Here is a 16,497-nt window from a genome sequence, read left to right as displayed (position 1 = left end):
ACATGTCGGCACCGACCTCCCCTTCTGAGAATTGGATCGAAGGCGGCGAATTGCTCGCCCGCACGCTGCGCGTCGCCGGCGTGGACACCGTGTTCGCGCTCCATGGCGGCCATCTCGAATCCTTCTATCGCGGCTGCTTCAACAACGAAATCCGCCTGGTCGATTTCCGCCACGAATCCGCGGCCGGCCATGCCGCCGACGGCTACGCACGCGCCACCGGCAAGCTCGGCGTCTGCGTCATCACCGCCGGGCCCGGCTTCACCAATGCCATCACCGCGATGCTGAACGCCCAGCTCGACAGCATCCCCACTTTGTTCATCATCGGCGCGCCGCCGCTGCGCGAGGACGAGACCAATGCGCTGCAGGGCGGCTTCGACCAGATCGCCACCGCATTGCCGATGGTGAAGTACGCGCATCGCATCACCAATACCGAGCGCATCCAGGATCTGACCGCCCTCGCCATCCGCAAGGCGACCACCGGCCGCCGCGGCGCGGTGCTGCTCGAATTGCCCATCGACATCCTGCATATGCGCGCGCACAAGGACGATGTCCGCGCGCCGCATGGCCTGCATGTGCATCCCCGGCCCGCGCCGCATCCGGACGAGATCAACGCGGCCATCGCGATCCTGAAAAAAAGCGAGCGCCCGGTGATCGTGGTCGGCGGCGAGGCGCGCTATTCCGATTGCCGCAACGATCTTGTCGCCCTCGCCGAGGCGACACGCATCCCGGTGTTTTCCAATACCCGCGGCATGGGCGTGTTTCCGTCCAGCCATCCGCTCAACGGCCAGATCATCGGCAATCTGGCGCTGCTCACCGATCACCGCCCCGATGCGGCGCTGCTGCTCGGCACCCGTTTCGGCTTCCGCATGGCCGGCCGCAGCACCTCGTTCTTCCCGGCCGAGACGAAGTTGATCCAGGTGCATAGCGACGCGGCTGAACTCAGCCTGCTGCGGCATGTGGAGCTTCCCATCGTCGCCGATGTCGGCGCCGCCATCCACACGCTGCGCGCGGCTGCAGATACGGAGAAATGGCCGGAACGCAAGGCCTGGATCGCAGCTGCAACCACGGCGCAAGCCAAGCTGCATAAGCTCTATCCGAACATGCAGGAGCCAGGCGGTATACATCCATTCCGCGCGGCCGAAGCCGCGGTGCGCGCTGCCGGTAACAATGCCGCCATCGTGCTCGACGGCGGAGAAGCGGCAAGCTGGGCCGCCTTCCATGTCCGCGCCGACCGTGCCGGCCATGTACAAGGCGTCGGCTATCTCGGCACTCTCGGCAGCGGTCCCGGCCATGCGATCGGTGCGCAGGTGGCCGAGGCCGGCAAGCGCGTGATGCAGATCACCGGCGACGGCGCCATGGGCTTCCACATCCAGGAATTCGACACCATGGCGCGGCACCGGCTGCCGATCTGCACCGTGGTGCTCAACAATCAGATCTGGGGCATGTCGATCCACGGCCAGCAGATCATGTACGGCGCCAATTATAGTGCCATCAGTGAGCTCAGCGGCACCCACTATGCCAAAGTCGCCGCCGCCTTCGGTTGCCATGCCGAGCGCGTCACCGACTATGCCGAGATCGAACCGGCCATCGCCCGCGCCTACGCCTCTGGCAAGCCGTCCTGCATCGAGATCATGATCGATCCCGATGTGGTGCATCCGGTGACGGTGGCCGCGCTTGGCACGATCAGCGACGAGAAGCGCGAGATCATGATCCCCTATTACGAGAACATCCCCGTCCGCGCGCCGGCCTGACGGCGTGCGACGGCTGAGAAGCGATGAGGACATCCATGCGCGCTGCAATCTTCGAACAGACAGGCGAGCGTCTCGTCATCCGCGATGTCGCACCGCCGGTGCTCGGCGATAACGAGCTGCTGCTCAAGATCGCTTTCACCGGCATCTGTGGCTCCGACCTGCATGCTGCCGAGACGCCCGGCGTGCTACCGCCTGGCACGATCATGGGCCATGAATTCTCCGGCGAGGTCGTGCAATCGACTTCACCGGACTGGCAGATCGGCGCGCGTGTCGCCGCCAATCCCACTTGGGTCTGCAATGTCTGTGCCGGCGGCGGCAAATGCCACACCGGCGCCGATCCCGCCTGCGCCAATAGCTGCTTCATGGGCTTTCGGCTGGACGTACCGGGCGCCTATGCCGACCATGTCCGTATCCGTGCCTCGCAGGCGATCGCCCTGCCGGACAATGTCAGCCTGCGCGACGGCGCTCTGATGGAGCCGCTGGCGGTCGCCCGTCACGCCGTGGATATGTGCGGCGACATGCAGGGCCACAGCGTTCTCGTGATCGGCGGCGGCCCCATCGGCCTCGGCGTGCTGCTGATGGCACTGGAGGCCGGCGCGGCACGTGTCGTTGTCAGCGAACCAGACGCCAACCGCCGCGCCTGTGCCGTGCAACTCGGCGCCATGGACGCTATTGATCCCTTCGCCGAGGGGCTGCCTTCCGCCATGGCCCGGATCGGCATCGACGCGCCCGACATCGTGTTCGAATGTGTCGGCGCACCCGGTTTCCTGCAACAGACCATCGACGTGATGGCACGCCGCGGTCGCGCCGTGATCGTAGGCGTCTGCATGACTGAGGACCGGCTGCTGCCGCGCTCGGCGATCCGCAAGGAAGCCACGCTGAAATTCGTACTCGGCTATACGATGGACGATTTCCACCACGTCAGCCGCTATCTCGCGCGCCATGCCGATAAGGCAACCGCAATGGTTTCGCGCATCGTCTCGCTCGATGCGCTGCCCGAGGTGTTCGATCAGCTCCGGAGCCAAAAATCGCTGGTCAAGGTTTTGATGACGCCCAGCTAACACCGCATGCGCCAGAACATATTTCGGGGAGAGACCGCAATGATGACCTTAGACCGCCGCCATTTCTTGGTCGGCACGACCGCAACGGCAATCACACTCATATCGGGGAAGGCGCGTGCCGCCGACACCACCGGCATCACGCCGACATCGATCAAGATCGGCAGCACCTCGCCGCAGAGCGGACCGGTGTCGGCCTATGGCGTGCAGGCGCGCTGTCAAGCCGCCTTCTTCAAGATGATCAACGACCGCGGCGGCATCAACGGCCGCAAGATCGACTTCATCTACTACGACGACGCCTTCAATCCGGCTAAGACCGTCGAACAGACCCGCAAGCTGGTCGAGAACGACGAGGTTGCCTTCCTGTTCAGCAATCTCGGCACTGCGCCGAATTCGGCCATCGTCAAATACATGAACACGAAGAAGGTGCCACACCTCTTCCTGTCGGTGAACGGCGACAAATGGAGCGACTACAAAACAAGTCCCTGGAGCATGGGGTTTGCGCCGAGCGCCCGCACCGAAGCGGCGATCTTCGTCAAACATATGCTGGCCGACAAGCCCGACGCCAAATTCGCTGTGCTCTACCAGAACGACGATTTCGGCAAGGATTTCGTGCTCGGCGCAAAAGATGCGCTCGGCGCCCGCGAGAGCAGCCAGCTGACCATTATCTCACACGAGACCTCCGACCCGACCATCGACTCCCAGATCCTGCGATTGAAGTCAGCGGCGCCGGATGCGCTGATCTCCGGCACCACGGCAAAGTTCACCGCACAGGCGATCCGCAAGATCGCCGAGACCGGCTGGAAGGTTCGTCACTACATCACCGGCGGCTCGTCGTCCTATGCCGGCACCATCGGCCCGGCCGGTCCAGAAAATTCCGTTGGCGTGCTGTCATCGGCCTATCTCAAGGATGTTGCCGATCCAGCCTGGAAGGACGATCAGGGAATCGCCAACTTCCTTGCCTTCATGCAGAAGTACTTTTCCGAGGGCAACAAGGACGACTTCTATAATCTCTACGCGTACACGGTCGCCTCGGCGCTAGTGAAGGTGCTCGAACAGTGCGGCAGCAACGTCACACGCGAAAACATCATGGCCCAAGCCGCAAACCTCAAGGATGTGATGCTGCCCACCTTGCTGCCAGGCATCCACGTCAATACCAGCCCGACCAACTACCGACCGCTGACGCAGGTGCAGTTGCAGAAATGGGACGGCAAGGCCTGGGTGCGTTTCGGCGAAGTACTGGGGACGTGATCACCAACTGCCGTTGCCCGGCTTGGCCGGGCAACCCAGTACACGAAGGCAAGTGTCTAGTGGATCACCCGCTTTCCCGGGTGATGACAAACTGAGTGTAACGGCGCTACTCCAGCGCCTCATAGACGATCTTCCGCACGTCCACCTCCATCCGCCAGCGTTGCGACGGCGCCTGAGTCATCACCAGCACGAACATGTCGTCCGTGGGATCGACCCAGAAGAAGGTGCCACCAACGCCGTCCCAGCGAAATTCGCCGAGCGGCCCCGGTTCGTCCGCCAGTTCCTTTGTGCGCACGGCAAAACCGTAGCCGAAACCGCTGGCCGCGCCGGGAAAATAATAATAGTCGCGCGCGATGCCGCTGCCGGGACCGATATGGTCGCGCGTCATCTCCTTCACGCTCTCCGGTGAGAGATAATGCCGGCCATCGAGGCTCCCGCCATCGAGCAGCATCTGCAGGAAGCGCGCGTAATCTGCGATCGTGCCGACCAGGCCGGAGCCTCCCGCCTGCCAACGTCCGACATCGGCCGGATCGTGCATGCCAACCACCGCTCCCACCATGCGATCCGACGCAAAGGGTTCGGCGACGCGCTCGCGGTGATTCAAGTCGGTGATGTAGAAGGACGTGTCGGTCATGCCCAGTGGTTCGAACAAGCGATCCCTGAGAAAGTGATAGAGTGTGTCGCCCGACACGACTTCGATCACACGTCCGAGAATGTCGGTGGAATGCCCGTAATTCCACAGGGTGCCAGGCTGCTCGGCCAGCGGCAGTTGCGCGATGCGCTCGGCCCAGGAAGCATTGTCCCAGTCGCGGCCGAAGACATCGAGCTGCGCATAGCGTTTTCGCGCGGGATCTTCGCCATAGAAGCCGTAAGTAATGCCGGATGTATGCTTCAGCAGATCGGCGATTGTGATCGGACGCCGCAGCGGAGTCAGCCCGAAACTGGCGTGCTCATCGCCGCCGGTCGCATCCAGCCCGACCTTGGCCTTGGCAAATGCCGGAATGTATGTCGACAGGGGATCATCAAGCTTGAGCTTGCCATCTTCGACCAGCATCATGGCCGCAACCGAGGTGATCGGCTTGCTCATCGAATACAGTCGGAAGATCGAATTCGCCGTCATCGGATGGCCGCTGTCGCGATTGCCGAATGTGTCGAAATAAACGCGCTTGCCATGCTGCTGCACCAGCACCACCGCGCCGGGGATCTTCCGCTCGGCCACCATGCCGAGGAAGTAATCGTCGAGCTTGAGAAGTTTGTCGGGCGAAAATTCGCGCGCGACAGCTTGTGCTTTCTCGGCGCGCGCGATTGGCACCGCAGCGCGATCGGTGCCGGCACCGAACAGCGCCAGCAACATGAGCGCAACGGCGCTATTTCTCCAGCGCTTCATAGACGAGCAGCTTGAGCGAGCGCTGGATGCGCTGGCGTTCCGAGGGCGTCTGTTCGAGCAGGATCATGAAGAAGTCCTGCACGGGATCGATGATGAAATAACAGCCGGACGCGCCGTCCCATTTCAGCTCGCCGAGCGATCCCGGCGGCGGCGGCTTGGCATTGCCCGCATCGGTGCGCACGGCAAAGCCATAACCGAATCCGAAGCCGTCGCCGGGGAAATAGAGATAGTCGCGCGCAATGCCACTGCCCTTGCCGATGTGATCGGTGGTCATGTCCTTGAACGTCACCGGGCTCAGATAACGCTTGCCGTCATATTCACCGCCGTTCAGCAGCATCTGCGCGAATTTGCGATAGTCGGACAGGGTCGAGACCATGCCGCCGCTGCCGGACTCCCATTTTCGATAAGTTTCGGGGCGCCCTTGCCGTCCCGTGCGGAAATCGCTGTCCCATCCCATCGGCTTGGCAAGCAGCGCCTCTTTCGCCTTTTCCTTCACGTAAAAACCGGTCGAGGTCATGCCGAGCGGCTTGAGCAGCTTCTCCTCCTCGAAACCGAGCAGCGTCTTGCCCGACACGACTTCGATCACGCGGCCCAGAATGTCGGTGGAGTGTCCGTAGTCCCACATGGTGCCGGGCTGATATTCCAGCGGCAGTTGCGCGATGCGATCGGCGAACTCCTTGTTGTCGAAATCGCCATTGTAGATATCGGCATTGCCATAGGCGCGACGGACCAGGCTGTTGCCATAGAAACCGTAGGTGATGCCCGACGTGTGGAGCAGGAGGTCCCGGATGGTGATCGGCCGGTTTGGCGGCACGATCTCCAGCGCCTTCTCGCCATTCTCCAGCGTCTTTTCGACCCCGACCTTGGCCTTCGCAAAGGACGGAATGTATGTCGAGACGGGATCGTCGAGCTTCAGCTTGCCCTCGTCCACCAGCATCATCGCCGCAAATGAGGTAATGGGCTTCGACATGGAATGCAGACGGAAGATCGTGTCCGCTGTCATCGGCTGCTTGGTGTCGGGATCGCGAACGCCGAAGAAGCGCTCATAGACAGGCTTGCCATGCTGCTGGATCAGCACGATGGCGCCCGGGATCTTGCCGTTGTCGATCTGCGTCTTGAAGAAAACGTCGATCGCGTTGAGCTTCTCCTGGGAGAAATGCGCGCCGGCAGGGATATCGAAAGTGCCTTCGGAAGCGAAGCGGTCTTCGGCTACGGCGAAGGTCTGAAATAGGAATGCAGCGGCACCAGCCGCAAATATCGCGCCGGCGATCAGTGCGCGCATCACATCCCGTCGCCCCATTGCAGATCCTCGTGACCAGACAGCGCGAAGTCTAGCGACGCACCGGTCTCAAACAAGAGGCGCAACGCCAGCCAGCGTGCTGCGATGCAATCCGGCAGATGGCTCGGAAAAACAGCAAAAGGTGACCGTGCGAATACCGGGTGTTTTCGACACCGTTTCGACGACCGCGCGTACCGCAATGCCCGCAGCACGTTTGGCGGGGAAGCCGTAGACGCCGGTGGAGATCGCCGGGAAGGCCACCGTCGCCAGCCCGCTCGCCTCACAAAGCGCGAGCGAGCGCCGGTAACACGAGGCGAGCGCAGCGTCCTCGCCCTGTTGGCCACCATGCCAGATCGGGCCGACCGTGTGGATCACATGGCGGGCGGGCAAACGGTATCCAAGGGTGATCTTGGCATCGCCAGTGGCGCAGCCGCCCAGCAGGCGGCATGCGGCCAGAAGCTCCGGGCCGGCGGCCTGGTGGATCGCGCCATCCACGCCGCCGCCGCCAAGGAGCGTTTCATTGGCGGCGTTGACGATGGCATCCACGCTGAGCGTGGTGATGTCGGCCACGATCACGTCCAGCGTCACCGGGCCGATTTGTCGTTGGAAGATCAGGCCGACGCCTGGGCTTCGATCACGCCCTTCTCGGCCAGCAGGCTCTGCAGCTCACCGGCCTGGAACATCTCGCGGACGATGTCGCAGCCGCCGATGAATTCGCCCTTCACATAGAGCTGGGGAATGGTCGGCCAGTTCGAATAAACCTTGATGCCGTCACGCAGTTCAGCGGATTCGAGAACATTGAGGCCCTTGTAGCCGACGCCGACGTGATCCAGGATCTGGACCACCTGGCCCGAGAAACCGCATTGCGGAAACTGCGGCGTGCCCTTCATGAACAGCACCACGTCGTTGGTCTTCACTTCGTTCTCGATGAATTGCTCAATGCTCATGATCGCGTCCTTGCTCGCAGCCTGATCGCTGCCTGCCCGTTCGGCGCAGCGGCCCTCGCCTGCCCATATATGTAACCGAAACCGTTTCGCATCCCAAGCCGAAAGCCCGGTTGGGCGGGCATTTCCGGCTAGCCGCGCAGCCCTCTGGTCGCTTTTCCGCAGCTTGTCCAGGCGGCGGAAGAGCGGATTTATATGATGGGAAGCCTTTCATCCCGTTTGGAAGGCCCCATCTAGGACAAACCCGTTCCGTGGAACCCATCGGGAAGACTGACGTTCTCCTCAAAATCGGAGACTTTCGTGACGCCAACAGCATCCGCCCAGCACGCAGCCCCGATCCTCCAGGCCGGCGCCCTCGCCAAACAGTTCAGCAATGCGTTTCTGACGGTTCGTCATGAGACCGAGCGCCGTGCCGCGCCGTTGACTCCGGAAGATCAGCTGATCCAGTCGATGCCCGACGCAAGCCCGGCCAAGTGGCACCGTGCACATGTGACCTGGTTCTGGGAGCAATTTCTGCTTGGAGAACATCAGCCGGGCTACAAGGTTTTCCACCCCGATTACGCCTATCTGTTCAATTCCTATTACGTCTCCGCAGGTCCCCGCCACGCACGTGCCCAGCGCGGCCATCTTACGCGGCCCTCGGCCGATGAGGTCACCGCCTATCGTCGCCATGTCGATGACGCCGTCGTGAAATTCGTCGACACCGCAAGCGAGGACAAGCTCGCGTCGCTGGTCCCGCTGCTCGAAGTCGGCATGAACCACGAGCAGCAGCATCAGGAGCTGATGTACACCGACATTCTACACGCCTTCGCGCAGAACCCGATTCCGCCGGCCTACGACGCCGACTGGCGCTTCCCGCGTTCAATGCGCAGCAGCGACGCATGGACCACCCTGACCGAAGGCATCCATACCATCGGCCATCAAGGCGACAGCTTCCATTTCGACAACGAGAAGCCTGCACACCGTGCCCTCGTCGGTCCCGTGAGACTCGCGCGCAATCTCGTCACCAATCGCGAATGGCGTGCCTTCATGGATGACGGCGGCTATGACAAGGCCGCGCTGTGGCTGATGGACGGCTTTGCCGCCGCGGCACGCGAGGAGTGGCAGGCGCCCGGCCACTGGCGCAAGATCGACGGCGAATGGCGGATCATGACGCTGGGCGGTCTGCAGACAATCGATCCCGACTCACCCGTTTGCCACGTCAGCTATTACGAAGCCGATGCCTTCGCGCGCTGGAGCGGCAAGCATCTGCCGACCGAGATGGAATGGGAAGTTGCCGCTCGCGCAAACAGTCTCAACGATGCCTACGGCATCGTCTGGCAATGGACGCGCAGCTCCTATGCTCCCTATCCCGGCTACCGTGCCGCCGAGGGCGCCCTCGGTGAATACAACGGCAAGTTCATGGTGAACCAGTATGTGCTGCGCGGCTCGTCGCTGGCGACGCCCGAGGGTCACAGCCGCGTCACCTATCGCAACTTCTTCTATCCCCACCATCGCTGGCAGTTCACCGGCCTGCGTCTCGCAGATTACGGCAACTGATTTCATCACCATCGCATTGGATGCGACCGCGTTGAGGAGAGAGTCATGAACGTTCACGCCCCTCTGGCTGCCGTGGAAGTCGACCCGGCCACGTCCAGTTTCGCTGCCGACGTCACCGCAGCCCTGTCGCAGCAACCGAAGAAACTCTCGCCCAAATATTTCTACGACGAAGCGGGCTCTCGATTGTTCGAGCGAATTACAAAGCTTCCCGAATATTATCCGACGCGCACCGAACTGGGCATTCTGCGAGCTCGCGGCAAGGATATCTGCTCGATCATCCCGGAGGACGCGGCACTGGTCGAATTCGGCGCCGGCGCCACCACCAAGGTGCGGCTGCTGCTCGAACAGTGCTCATTCGGCGCCTATGTGCCGGTGGACATTTCCGGCGACTTCCTCGCCGGTCAGGCGGAAGAATTGCGCAAGGATTTCCCGGCGCTGAGCGTGCTGCCGGTGAATGCAGACTTCACCACGACCTTCTCGCTGCCGGACGAGGTGGCGGCGATGCCGAAGGTCGGATTCTTCCCGGGCTCGACGCTCGGCAATTTCGATCCGCACGAAGCATGCGCGTTCCTGCGTTCGGCACGCGCGATCCTCGGCAAGGGCGCCCTGATGCTGATCGGCATCGACCTCGAAAAGGACGAGCGCATTTTGCAGGCTGCCTATAATGATGCCGCCGGCGTCACCGGCGAATTCAACAAGAACGTGCTGGTGCGGATCAATCGCGAACTCGGTGGCGACTTCGACCTCGGGGCCTTCGTACATCGCGCGATCTACAACAAGGAGCGCCACCGCATCGAGATGCACCTGATCGCCAAGAAACCGCAGACGGTGCATCTGCTCGGCCAAAGCTTCAATTTCCGCGCCGGTGAGAGCATCCACACCGAGAGCAGCTACAAATATAGCATCGAGCGCTTCGGCGCACTTGCACGCGGTTCGGGCTGGGAACCGAAATCGTCATGGACCGATGCGGAGGATCAGTTCTCGGTGCACGCGCTGGTGGCGGTGGAGTAAAGGTCCGCCACACTCACTCCCTCATCCTGAGGAGCCGCGCCCTTGCGCGGCGTCTCGAAGGATGGCGGCAAGGCTCCGAGCCCGATTATCTCATGGTTCGAGACGGCGCTACACGCGCCTCCTCACCATGAGGGCAGGTGTTAGCTCTCCGGCACGCCCGTCTGCAGCGCCAGCGCATGCAAAACGCCGCCCATCTGGCCTTTCAGCGACTGATAGACGATCTGATGCTGCGCCACGCGGGACTTGCCGCGAAAGCTCTCCGAAATGACCGTGGCCGCATAATGGTCACCGTCGCCGGCGAGATCGCGGATCGTCACCTGCGCGTCGGGAATCGCGGCCTTGATCATGGTCTCGATATCGCGGGCGTCCATCGGCATTAATCGGGTCTCCAGAGGTCTCGAATCGCGGCCTGATCAGGCCTGCAGGAAGCTCAAGCCTATCGCGTGCAGCGCGGCATTCCCATCATGATAATCCGTCATCCGCCCCTTTTAAAGGCAGGCAGGAGGTCACATCTGTTACGGCACCATCGATCGTCACGAGGATGCCCATGAAAATCCCCGGTCCAGACCATCCGATCTCTATCACGCCCTCGGGCAAGCACATCCGCGTCACCGCGGGCGACGTTGTGATCGCCGATACCACCAGGGCGGTGACGCTCAAGGAAGCCACCTATCCCGAGGTGTTCTATATCCCGCGCGCCGACGCGAATATGGATGCCGTGACGCGCACCGAACGCGTGACGCATTGCCCCTATAAAGGCGATGCGAATTATTACAGCATCAAGACCTCGGACAAGGTCCTGGATAACGCGATCTGGACCTATGAGACGCCGTTCCCGGCCATGGCGGAAATCAAGGACCATCTCGCTTTCTATCCGGACAAGGTGAAGATCGAGATCCTCCCCGCCTGATCCGGCGCGGGCGATCCCGACGAATTGCCCGCGCGGCCTTCGCCCCCTATCATGGCAGCCGATCGATGATGCGATGGCCGCGCCACCGGCGCGGCATAGCGGGGGCCCGCCTACCACCATGTCAGACCGTAACGCCGCGCTCGACCGCGCCCGTACCTTCGTCACCCTGCTGGTGCTCGCGAACCATGCGGTGGTCGCCTACACCGCCTTCGGCCGCTATTACCCCAACCACTATCTGTGGTCGACAGCGCCCATCGTGGATGACCAGCGCTGGTTCGGCTTCAATGTCCTGACGCTGTTCAACGACACCTTTTTCATGTGCCTGATGTTCATGCTGTCGGGCCTGTTCGTGTGGCCCAGCCTGAAGCGCAAAAGCATCGGCCATTTCCTGCGCGATCGCGCGTTGCGGCTCGGCCTGCCGTTCCTGGCGATGATCTTCGTGCTGATGCCGGTCGCCTATTATGCGTCGTTCAGCCTCTCGACCCACAAGACCGGCTTCCTCGAATTTTACGTCAACAATTTCAAGCAAGGTCAGTGGTTCGCCGGTCCCGGCTGGTTCATCTGGTACCTGCTGTTTCTCGATCTCGTGGCGATCCCGGTCTTTCTGTTTGCGCCGCGGCTCGTCGACGCCATCAACCGGCTGTCGATCCGCGCCTTCGAGCGGCCGTGGCTGTTTGTCGTCGCCCTCGCGGCCGTGGCCGTGATCTCCTATGTGCCGTTCCTGTTCACCGTCGGCGCGGTGCGCTGGTTCAGCCTCGGCCCGCTGCAGGTGCAGTTCAGCCGTATGGCCATCTATGGCGTGTTCTTCTTCGCCGGCATGGGCATCGGCGCCGCCAACCTCGATCAGGGCTTGCTCGCCCGCACCGGCGCCCTGGCACGGCAATGGCTCTGGTGGACCCTCGCCGCCGCGTTATCGTTCGGTTCGCTGGCCTATCTCATCAATTTCCGCCGCATGAAGCTCACCAATCTCACCGGAGCACCGCCATTCTGGTGGCAATCGAGCTATGGCGTGATCTATGCGGTCGCCTGCACGCTGATCTGTCTCGCCGTGCTCGCGCTGTTCCTGCGCTTCGGCCAGCGCGAGAAGAGCATCTTCGATCCCCTGCGCGCCGATGCCTATGGCATATTCGTCATCCACTATCTGCCGATGCTGTGGCTGCAATGGGCGATGCTGAAAATGCCCTGGGGCGCGCAGCCCAAGGCGCTGATCGCGTTTGCCGGAACGCTGGCGATCAGCTGGGCGGCGACGCGAGTGCTGCGGGAGATCCCCGGCGCGACGCGCGTGCTGTAGCACCCGTTCCCCACTCAAACATGACCGACGATCTTCAAGGAGACAGCATGCGCGCGCGCAACGGCAACAAGATCAACTTGCTCTTCAACGTCACGCCGTCCGTGCTCGAAGAATATCGCGATCCCATTCTGGCTGCGCTCGCGCGCCGAAGCATCGACGCCGGCGCTGGCCTCCTCGGCGAGATTGCGCCGGAGGATGCGGATTACATCATCCATGCGACCGGCGGCCCCATCGCCGACTTCGCGCCCTTCACCAATGCCCGCGCCGTGTTGAGCCTGTGGGCTGGCGTGGAGAAGATCGTCGGCAACACCACGCTGACGCAGCCGCTGTGCCGGATGGTCGATGACGGCCTGCGCCAGGGCATGGTCGAGTGGGTGGTCGGCCATGTCTTGCGCGCCCATCTCGGCATGGACCGCTATGTCTGCGAGAAGCCGCGCACATGGGAGCAGCATGTCCCGCCACTGGCCGGCGATCGCTCGGTCACGGTGCTCGGTCTCGGCGAACTGGGAGCGGCTGCAGCGAAAGCGCTCGCGCAACTCGGCTTCCGCGTCACCGGCTGGAGCCGAAGTCCGCGCGAGGTCGCGGGCATTCGCTGCCTCGCCGGACCGGACAGCCTGCCGCAGGCATTGGCCGCGGCGGAGATTCTGGTCGGGCTACTGCCGCAGACGCCGGAGACCATCGATCTGCTGAATGCCGAGCGGCTGGCGCTGCTGCCCAGGGGCAGCTTCGTCGTCAACGCCGGACGCGGCACGCTGATCGTCGATGCGGCGCTGATCGCGGCGCTCGACAGCGGGCAGATCGCGCGGGCGACGCTGGATGTGTTCCGCACCGAGCCGGTGCCGCAGGATCATCCGTTCTGGTCGCATCCGGGCGTGACGATCTCGCCGCATATCGCAGCCGCCACGCGGGCTTCGACGGCAGCGGAGAAGATTGCGGAGAATGTAGCGCGCGCGGAGAGCGGGCAGCCACTGCTGCATGTGGTGAATAGGGCGCTGAGTTATTGAAGCTCACTTGCCATCGCCCAGCTTGACCGGGCGATCCAGTAAACATTGCGGCCAGTGCATCACACAATCGTCGGTGGCTACTCGGTCACCCGGTCAAGCCGGGTGACGACATGCAGAAAGTACGCAGCTTACGCCACCTTGCCGCTCATATAGTTCGGCAGCCAGCTCTCATGCGCGTGCACGAGCGCCTTGATATCGAGCGCCTTCTCGCCATCGATGGCAACCGCATGGCCGCCGGTCTTGCCGATTTGCATGCAGGGCACATCCACCGCCTTCAGCTTCGACAGCACGGTGAGCAACTGATCTTCCGCCACGGTGACGACATAGCGCGCCTGATCCTCGCCGAACCAGAACGCATGCGGCACGATCGACGACGGCGCCGCATCGAGCTTGGCGCCGATACCCGAGGCCATCGCCATCTCGGCGATCGCCACCAGCAGGCCGCCGTCGGCCACGTCATGCACGGCGGTCGCGGTGCCGGCGTGGATCATGCCGCGCACCACATCGCCATTGCGCTTCTCGGTGGCGAGATCGACCGGTGGCGGGGCGCCCTCTTCCTTGCCGCAGACATCGCGCAGATAGACGGACTGGCCGAGCCAGCCTTCGGTGGCGCCGATCAGGAGGATGGCCTCGCCCTCTTTCTTGAAGGCCAGCGTCGCCGACTTGGTGAAATCGTCGAGCACGCCGACGCCGCCGATGGACGGGGTCGGGAGAATGCCGCGGCCGTTGGTCTCGTTATAGAGCGAGACATTGCCGGACACGACCGGGAAATCGAGGGTGCGGCAGGCTTCCGCGATGCCCTTCAGGCAGCCGACGAACTGGCCCATGATTTCCGGCCGCTCGGGATTGCCGAAATTGAGGTTGTCGGTGATCGCCAGCGGCTTGCCGCCGACGGCGGTGATGTTGCGCCAGGCTTCGGCGACGGCCTGCTTGCCGCCCTCGAAAGGATCGGCCTCGCAATAGCGCGGCGTCACGTCCACCGACATGGCAATGCCCTTGGGGCCGTTCTCGATGCGCACCACCGCGGCATCGCCGCCCGGGCGCTGCACGGTGTTGCCGCCGATAACGTGGTCGTACTGCTCCCACACCCAGCGCTTCGAGCAGAGATCCGGCGAGCCGATCAGCTTCACCAGCGCATCGGTGAGCGAGGCCGGAGCCTTCACCTCGCGCGCATGGATCACCGGCAGCGCCTTCGAGGCCACATGCGAGCGGTCATAGAGCGGCGCCTCGTCGCCCAGCTCCTTGATCGGCAGGTCGGCCATGGTCTTGCCGCCATGCTTGACGACGAACCGCTTGGTCGGGGTGGTGTAACCGACGATGGCGAAATCGAGGCCCCACTTTTTGAAGATCGCCTCGGCTTCCTTTTCCTTCTCAGGCTTCAGCACCATGAGCATGCGCTCCTGGCTTTCCGAAAGCATCATCTCGTAGGCGGTCATGCCCTCCTCACGCGTCGGCACCGCATCGAGATTGAGTTCGACACCGAGATCGCCCTTGGCGCCCATTTCGACGGCCGAACAGGTGAGACCCGCCGCGCCCATGTCCTGGATCGCGATGACGCAGTCGGCGGCCATGATTTCGAGGCAGGCTTCCAGCAGCAGCTTCTCGGCGAAGGGATCGCCGACCTGCACGGTGGGGCGCTTCTCTTCCGACGCATCGTCGAATTCGGCCGAAGCCATGGAGGCGCCATGGATGCCGTCACGGCCGGTCTTGGAGCCGAGATAGACGATCGGCATGTTCACGCCCGAGGCGGCGGCGAGGAAGATCTTGTCCGCGTCCGCAAGGCCGACGGCCATCGCGTTGACGAGGTTGTTGCCGTCATAGCGCGTGTGGAAACGCGTCTGGCCGCCCACGGTCGGCACGCCGAAGGAATTGCCGTAGCCGCCGATGCCGGCGACGACACCCGACACCAGATGCCGCGTCTTCGGATGTTCCGGCGCACCGAACGAGATCGCATTCAGGCACGCGATCGGCCGTGCGCCCATAGTGAACACGTCGCGCAGGATGCCGCCGACGCCCGTGGTCGCCCCCTGATACGGCTCGATGTAGCTGGGGTGGTTGTGGCTCTCCATCTTGAACACGATGGCCTGGTTGTCCCCGATATCGATGACGCCAGCGTTTTCGCCCGGCCCCTGCAGCACCCACGGCGCCTTGGTCGGCAAGCCCTTCAGATGGATGCGCGAGGATTTGTACGAGCAGTGCTCGTTCCACATGGCCGAGAAAATGCCGAGCTCGGTAAAAGTCGGCTCGCGCCCGATCAGCTTCAGGATGCGCTCATACTCGTCGGGCTTGAGGCCGTGGGAGGCGACGAGTTCGGGAGTGATCTTTGGCTCGGTCATGGGGTCTCGCGGATCTGGGAAGGCACCTTCATAGAAAGATCGGACCAGCCGGAAAAGGCCCTTTTCAGACCCGTTCCCTGCATGTCCCAAGCTTTGCCCGAAAATACCCGTTTGGGCCGGAAATCGGCCTGCATAACGCTCTGCGGCAGGTGCGGATTGCGCCCGCCGGACGGATCGGATTTAACACTTTTCGCCGACAATCCAAGGAGTTCCGCGCTGTGAATGTGCCCGCCGACGCCGTCATCCCGTTCAGTTCCGATGTCTATACCGAAACCGAGGGAGAATTCGCCGGCTGGAGCACTTGGAAACGGGATTCCTTCGAATCGCTGTCCGGCCCGTTCTGGCACAAGGTCGAGGCCGATGGCCGGGTCCGCTGCGCCTTCCGGGTCGAGCCGCGGCACCTCAACGGCATGAAGAACGTCCATGGCGGTTGCTTCATGACCTTTGCCGACTACTGCCTGTTCGCCCTTTCCTCGCGCGAGCTCGCCGGCCCCGGCATCACCGTCTCCTTCGCCTGTGAATTCCTCGATGCCGGCAAGGTGGGAGACCTTATCGAATGCGACGGCGAGATGACTCGTATCGGCGGCTCGCTGATCTTTTTGCGGGGCGTGCTGCATACCGGCGGGCGAAAGCTGTTCACCTTCTCCGGCACCATCAAGCGGGTAAAAAAGCGCACCAAGCCGGCGGCGGTCGCCGCGGAGTAGCCCCGCACCAATTGCCGGGTGCGGGTGCGTGC

The 16,497-nt window shown here is 62.9% G+C and carries 15 protein-coding genes; 9 read left to right on the top strand and 6 right to left on the bottom strand.

The features are described 5' to 3' along the window. Positions 1-2: 2 nt before the first annotated feature. Genes E0H22_RS10300 through E0H22_RS10290 form a run of 3 tightly spaced genes read left to right on the top strand, consistent with a single transcriptional unit; the run spans position 3 to position 4,060 of the window. Positions 3-1,751 (top strand): thiamine pyrophosphate-binding protein, encoded by a 1,749-nt coding sequence (locus E0H22_RS10300; protein ID WP_233025548.1) that lies wholly within the window; start codon positions 3-5, stop codon positions 1,749-1,751. Between the two features lie 35 nt (positions 1,752-1,786). Beyond that, complete coding sequence (locus E0H22_RS10295) at positions 1,787-2,812, top strand: zinc-binding dehydrogenase (protein WP_233025547.1); 1,026 nt, start codon at positions 1,787-1,789, stop codon at positions 2,810-2,812. Positions 2,813-2,851: 39 nt separating this feature from the next. After that, positions 2,852-4,060 carry an ABC transporter substrate-binding protein gene (locus tag E0H22_RS10290; RefSeq protein ID WP_233025546.1) on the top strand — a complete coding sequence of 403 codons (1,209 nt, stop codon included), beginning with the start codon at positions 2,852-2,854 and terminating at the stop codon, positions 4,058-4,060. Between the two features lie 106 nt (positions 4,061-4,166). Here the strand turns inward: E0H22_RS10290 and E0H22_RS10285 are convergent, their stop codons facing one another. The 4 genes from E0H22_RS10285 to grxD are packed head-to-tail and all read right to left on the bottom strand — an operon-like array spanning position 4,167 to position 7,673. Further along, entirely contained in the window at positions 4,167-5,447 is a 1,281-nt protein-coding gene (locus E0H22_RS10285) for a serine hydrolase domain-containing protein (protein WP_233025545.1), read from the bottom strand. After that, positions 5,428-6,747, bottom strand: coding sequence for a serine hydrolase domain-containing protein (locus tag E0H22_RS10280; RefSeq protein WP_233025544.1), 1,320 nt, complete (start codon positions 6,745-6,747; stop codon positions 5,428-5,430). Before E0H22_RS10280 ends, E0H22_RS10285 begins: the two co-directional genes overlap by 20 nt. Before the next feature lie 48 nt (positions 6,748-6,795). Then, entirely contained in the window at positions 6,796-7,338 is a 543-nt protein-coding gene (locus E0H22_RS10275; protein WP_233026271.1) for an O-acetyl-ADP-ribose deacetylase, read from the bottom strand. Continuing rightward, on the bottom strand, positions 7,338-7,673 hold the full coding sequence (gene grxD, locus E0H22_RS10270) for a Grx4 family monothiol glutaredoxin (RefSeq protein ID WP_233025543.1): 336 nt from the start codon (positions 7,671-7,673) through the stop codon (positions 7,338-7,340). Before grxD ends, E0H22_RS10275 begins: the two co-directional genes overlap by 1 nt. A 297-nt stretch (positions 7,674-7,970) precedes the next feature. Between grxD and egtB the strand changes: the two genes are divergently transcribed. Next, positions 7,971-9,209 carry an ergothioneine biosynthesis protein EgtB gene (egtB, locus tag E0H22_RS10265; RefSeq protein ID WP_430715240.1) on the top strand — a complete coding sequence of 413 codons (1,239 nt, stop codon included), beginning with the start codon at positions 7,971-7,973 and terminating at the stop codon, positions 9,207-9,209. A gap of 45 nt (positions 9,210-9,254) precedes the next feature. Further along, a complete protein-coding gene (egtD, locus tag E0H22_RS10260) occupies positions 9,255-10,220 on the top strand; it encodes an L-histidine N(alpha)-methyltransferase (RefSeq protein ID WP_233025542.1) in 966 nt (321 codons plus the stop codon). 140 nt (positions 10,221-10,360) lie between these two features. Here the strand turns inward: egtD and E0H22_RS10255 are convergent, their stop codons facing one another. Next, positions 10,361-10,597: a BolA family protein gene (locus E0H22_RS10255; protein WP_233025541.1), complete on the bottom strand. Its 237-nt coding sequence runs from the start codon at positions 10,595-10,597 to the stop codon at positions 10,361-10,363. A 170-nt stretch (positions 10,598-10,767) separates the two neighbouring features. Here E0H22_RS10255 and E0H22_RS10250 point away from each other — a divergent pair, with 170 nt between their 5' ends. The 3 genes from E0H22_RS10250 to E0H22_RS10240 all read left to right on the top strand — a co-directional run bounded on the left by E0H22_RS10250 (position 10,768) and on the right by E0H22_RS10240 (position 13,425). Then, a complete protein-coding gene (locus E0H22_RS10250; RefSeq protein ID WP_233025540.1) occupies positions 10,768-11,130 on the top strand; it encodes a DUF427 domain-containing protein in 363 nt (120 codons plus the stop codon). 118 nt (positions 11,131-11,248) lie between these two features. Then, positions 11,249-12,421, top strand: coding sequence for an acyltransferase family protein (locus E0H22_RS10245; protein ID WP_233025539.1), 1,173 nt, complete (start codon positions 11,249-11,251; stop codon positions 12,419-12,421). A gap of 47 nt (positions 12,422-12,468) precedes the next feature. Beyond that, a complete protein-coding gene (locus E0H22_RS10240; protein WP_233025538.1) occupies positions 12,469-13,425 on the top strand; it encodes an NAD(P)-dependent oxidoreductase in 957 nt (318 codons plus the stop codon). A 128-nt stretch (positions 13,426-13,553) separates the two neighbouring features. Here E0H22_RS10240 and purL read toward each other — a convergent pair whose 3' ends face one another. After that, a complete protein-coding gene (purL, locus tag E0H22_RS10235; RefSeq protein WP_233025537.1) occupies positions 13,554-15,761 on the bottom strand; it encodes a phosphoribosylformylglycinamidine synthase subunit PurL in 2,208 nt (735 codons plus the stop codon). 218 nt (positions 15,762-15,979) lie between these two features. On the opposite strand from purL, the gene E0H22_RS10230 reads away from it, so the two are divergent. Then, positions 15,980-16,465 (top strand): PaaI family thioesterase, encoded by a 486-nt coding sequence (locus tag E0H22_RS10230; RefSeq protein ID WP_233026268.1) that lies wholly within the window; start codon positions 15,980-15,982, stop codon positions 16,463-16,465. Positions 16,466-16,497 lie beyond the last annotated feature (32 nt).

The organism is Rhodopseudomonas boonkerdii, assembly GCF_021184025.1.
GTDB lineage: Bacteria > Pseudomonadota > Alphaproteobacteria > Rhizobiales > Xanthobacteraceae > Tardiphaga > Tardiphaga boonkerdii.
Note: the sequence above shows the minus strand (reverse complement) of the source record. Positions and strands in the feature narration are given on the sequence as shown.

What these genes read in the sequence shown, in the direction of transcription:
- E0H22_RS10300 (WP_233025548.1), top strand. Translation starts at nt 3, where the DNA reads ATGTCGGCACCGACCTCCCCTTCTGAGAATTGGATCGAAGGCGGCGAA.
- E0H22_RS10295 (WP_233025547.1), top strand. Translation starts at nt 1,787, where the DNA reads ATGCGCGCTGCAATCTTCGAACAGACAGGCGAGCGTCTCGTCATCCGC.
- E0H22_RS10290 (WP_233025546.1), top strand. Translation starts at nt 2,852, where the DNA reads ATGATGACCTTAGACCGCCGCCATTTCTTGGTCGGCACGACCGCAACG.
- E0H22_RS10285 (WP_233025545.1), bottom strand. Translation starts at nt 5,447, where the DNA reads ATGAAGCGCTGGAGAAATAGCGCCGTTGCGCTCATGTTGCTGGCGCTG.
- E0H22_RS10280 (WP_233025544.1), bottom strand. Translation starts at nt 6,747, where the DNA reads ATGGGGCGACGGGATGTGATGCGCGCACTGATCGCCGGCGCGATATTT.
- grxD (WP_233025543.1), bottom strand. Translation starts at nt 7,673, where the DNA reads ATGAGCATTGAGCAATTCATCGAGAACGAAGTGAAGACCAACGACGTG.
- egtD (WP_233025542.1), top strand. Translation starts at nt 9,255, where the DNA reads ATGAACGTTCACGCCCCTCTGGCTGCCGTGGAAGTCGACCCGGCCACG.
- E0H22_RS10255 (WP_233025541.1), bottom strand. Translation starts at nt 10,597, where the DNA reads ATGCCGATGGACGCCCGCGATATCGAGACCATGATCAAGGCCGCGATT.
- E0H22_RS10250 (WP_233025540.1), top strand. Translation starts at nt 10,768, where the DNA reads ATGAAAATCCCCGGTCCAGACCATCCGATCTCTATCACGCCCTCGGGC.
- E0H22_RS10245 (WP_233025539.1), top strand. Translation starts at nt 11,249, where the DNA reads ATGTCAGACCGTAACGCCGCGCTCGACCGCGCCCGTACCTTCGTCACC.
- E0H22_RS10240 (WP_233025538.1), top strand. Translation starts at nt 12,469, where the DNA reads ATGCGCGCGCGCAACGGCAACAAGATCAACTTGCTCTTCAACGTCACG.
- purL (WP_233025537.1), bottom strand. Translation starts at nt 15,761, where the DNA reads ATGACCGAGCCAAAGATCACTCCCGAACTCGTCGCCTCCCACGGCCTC.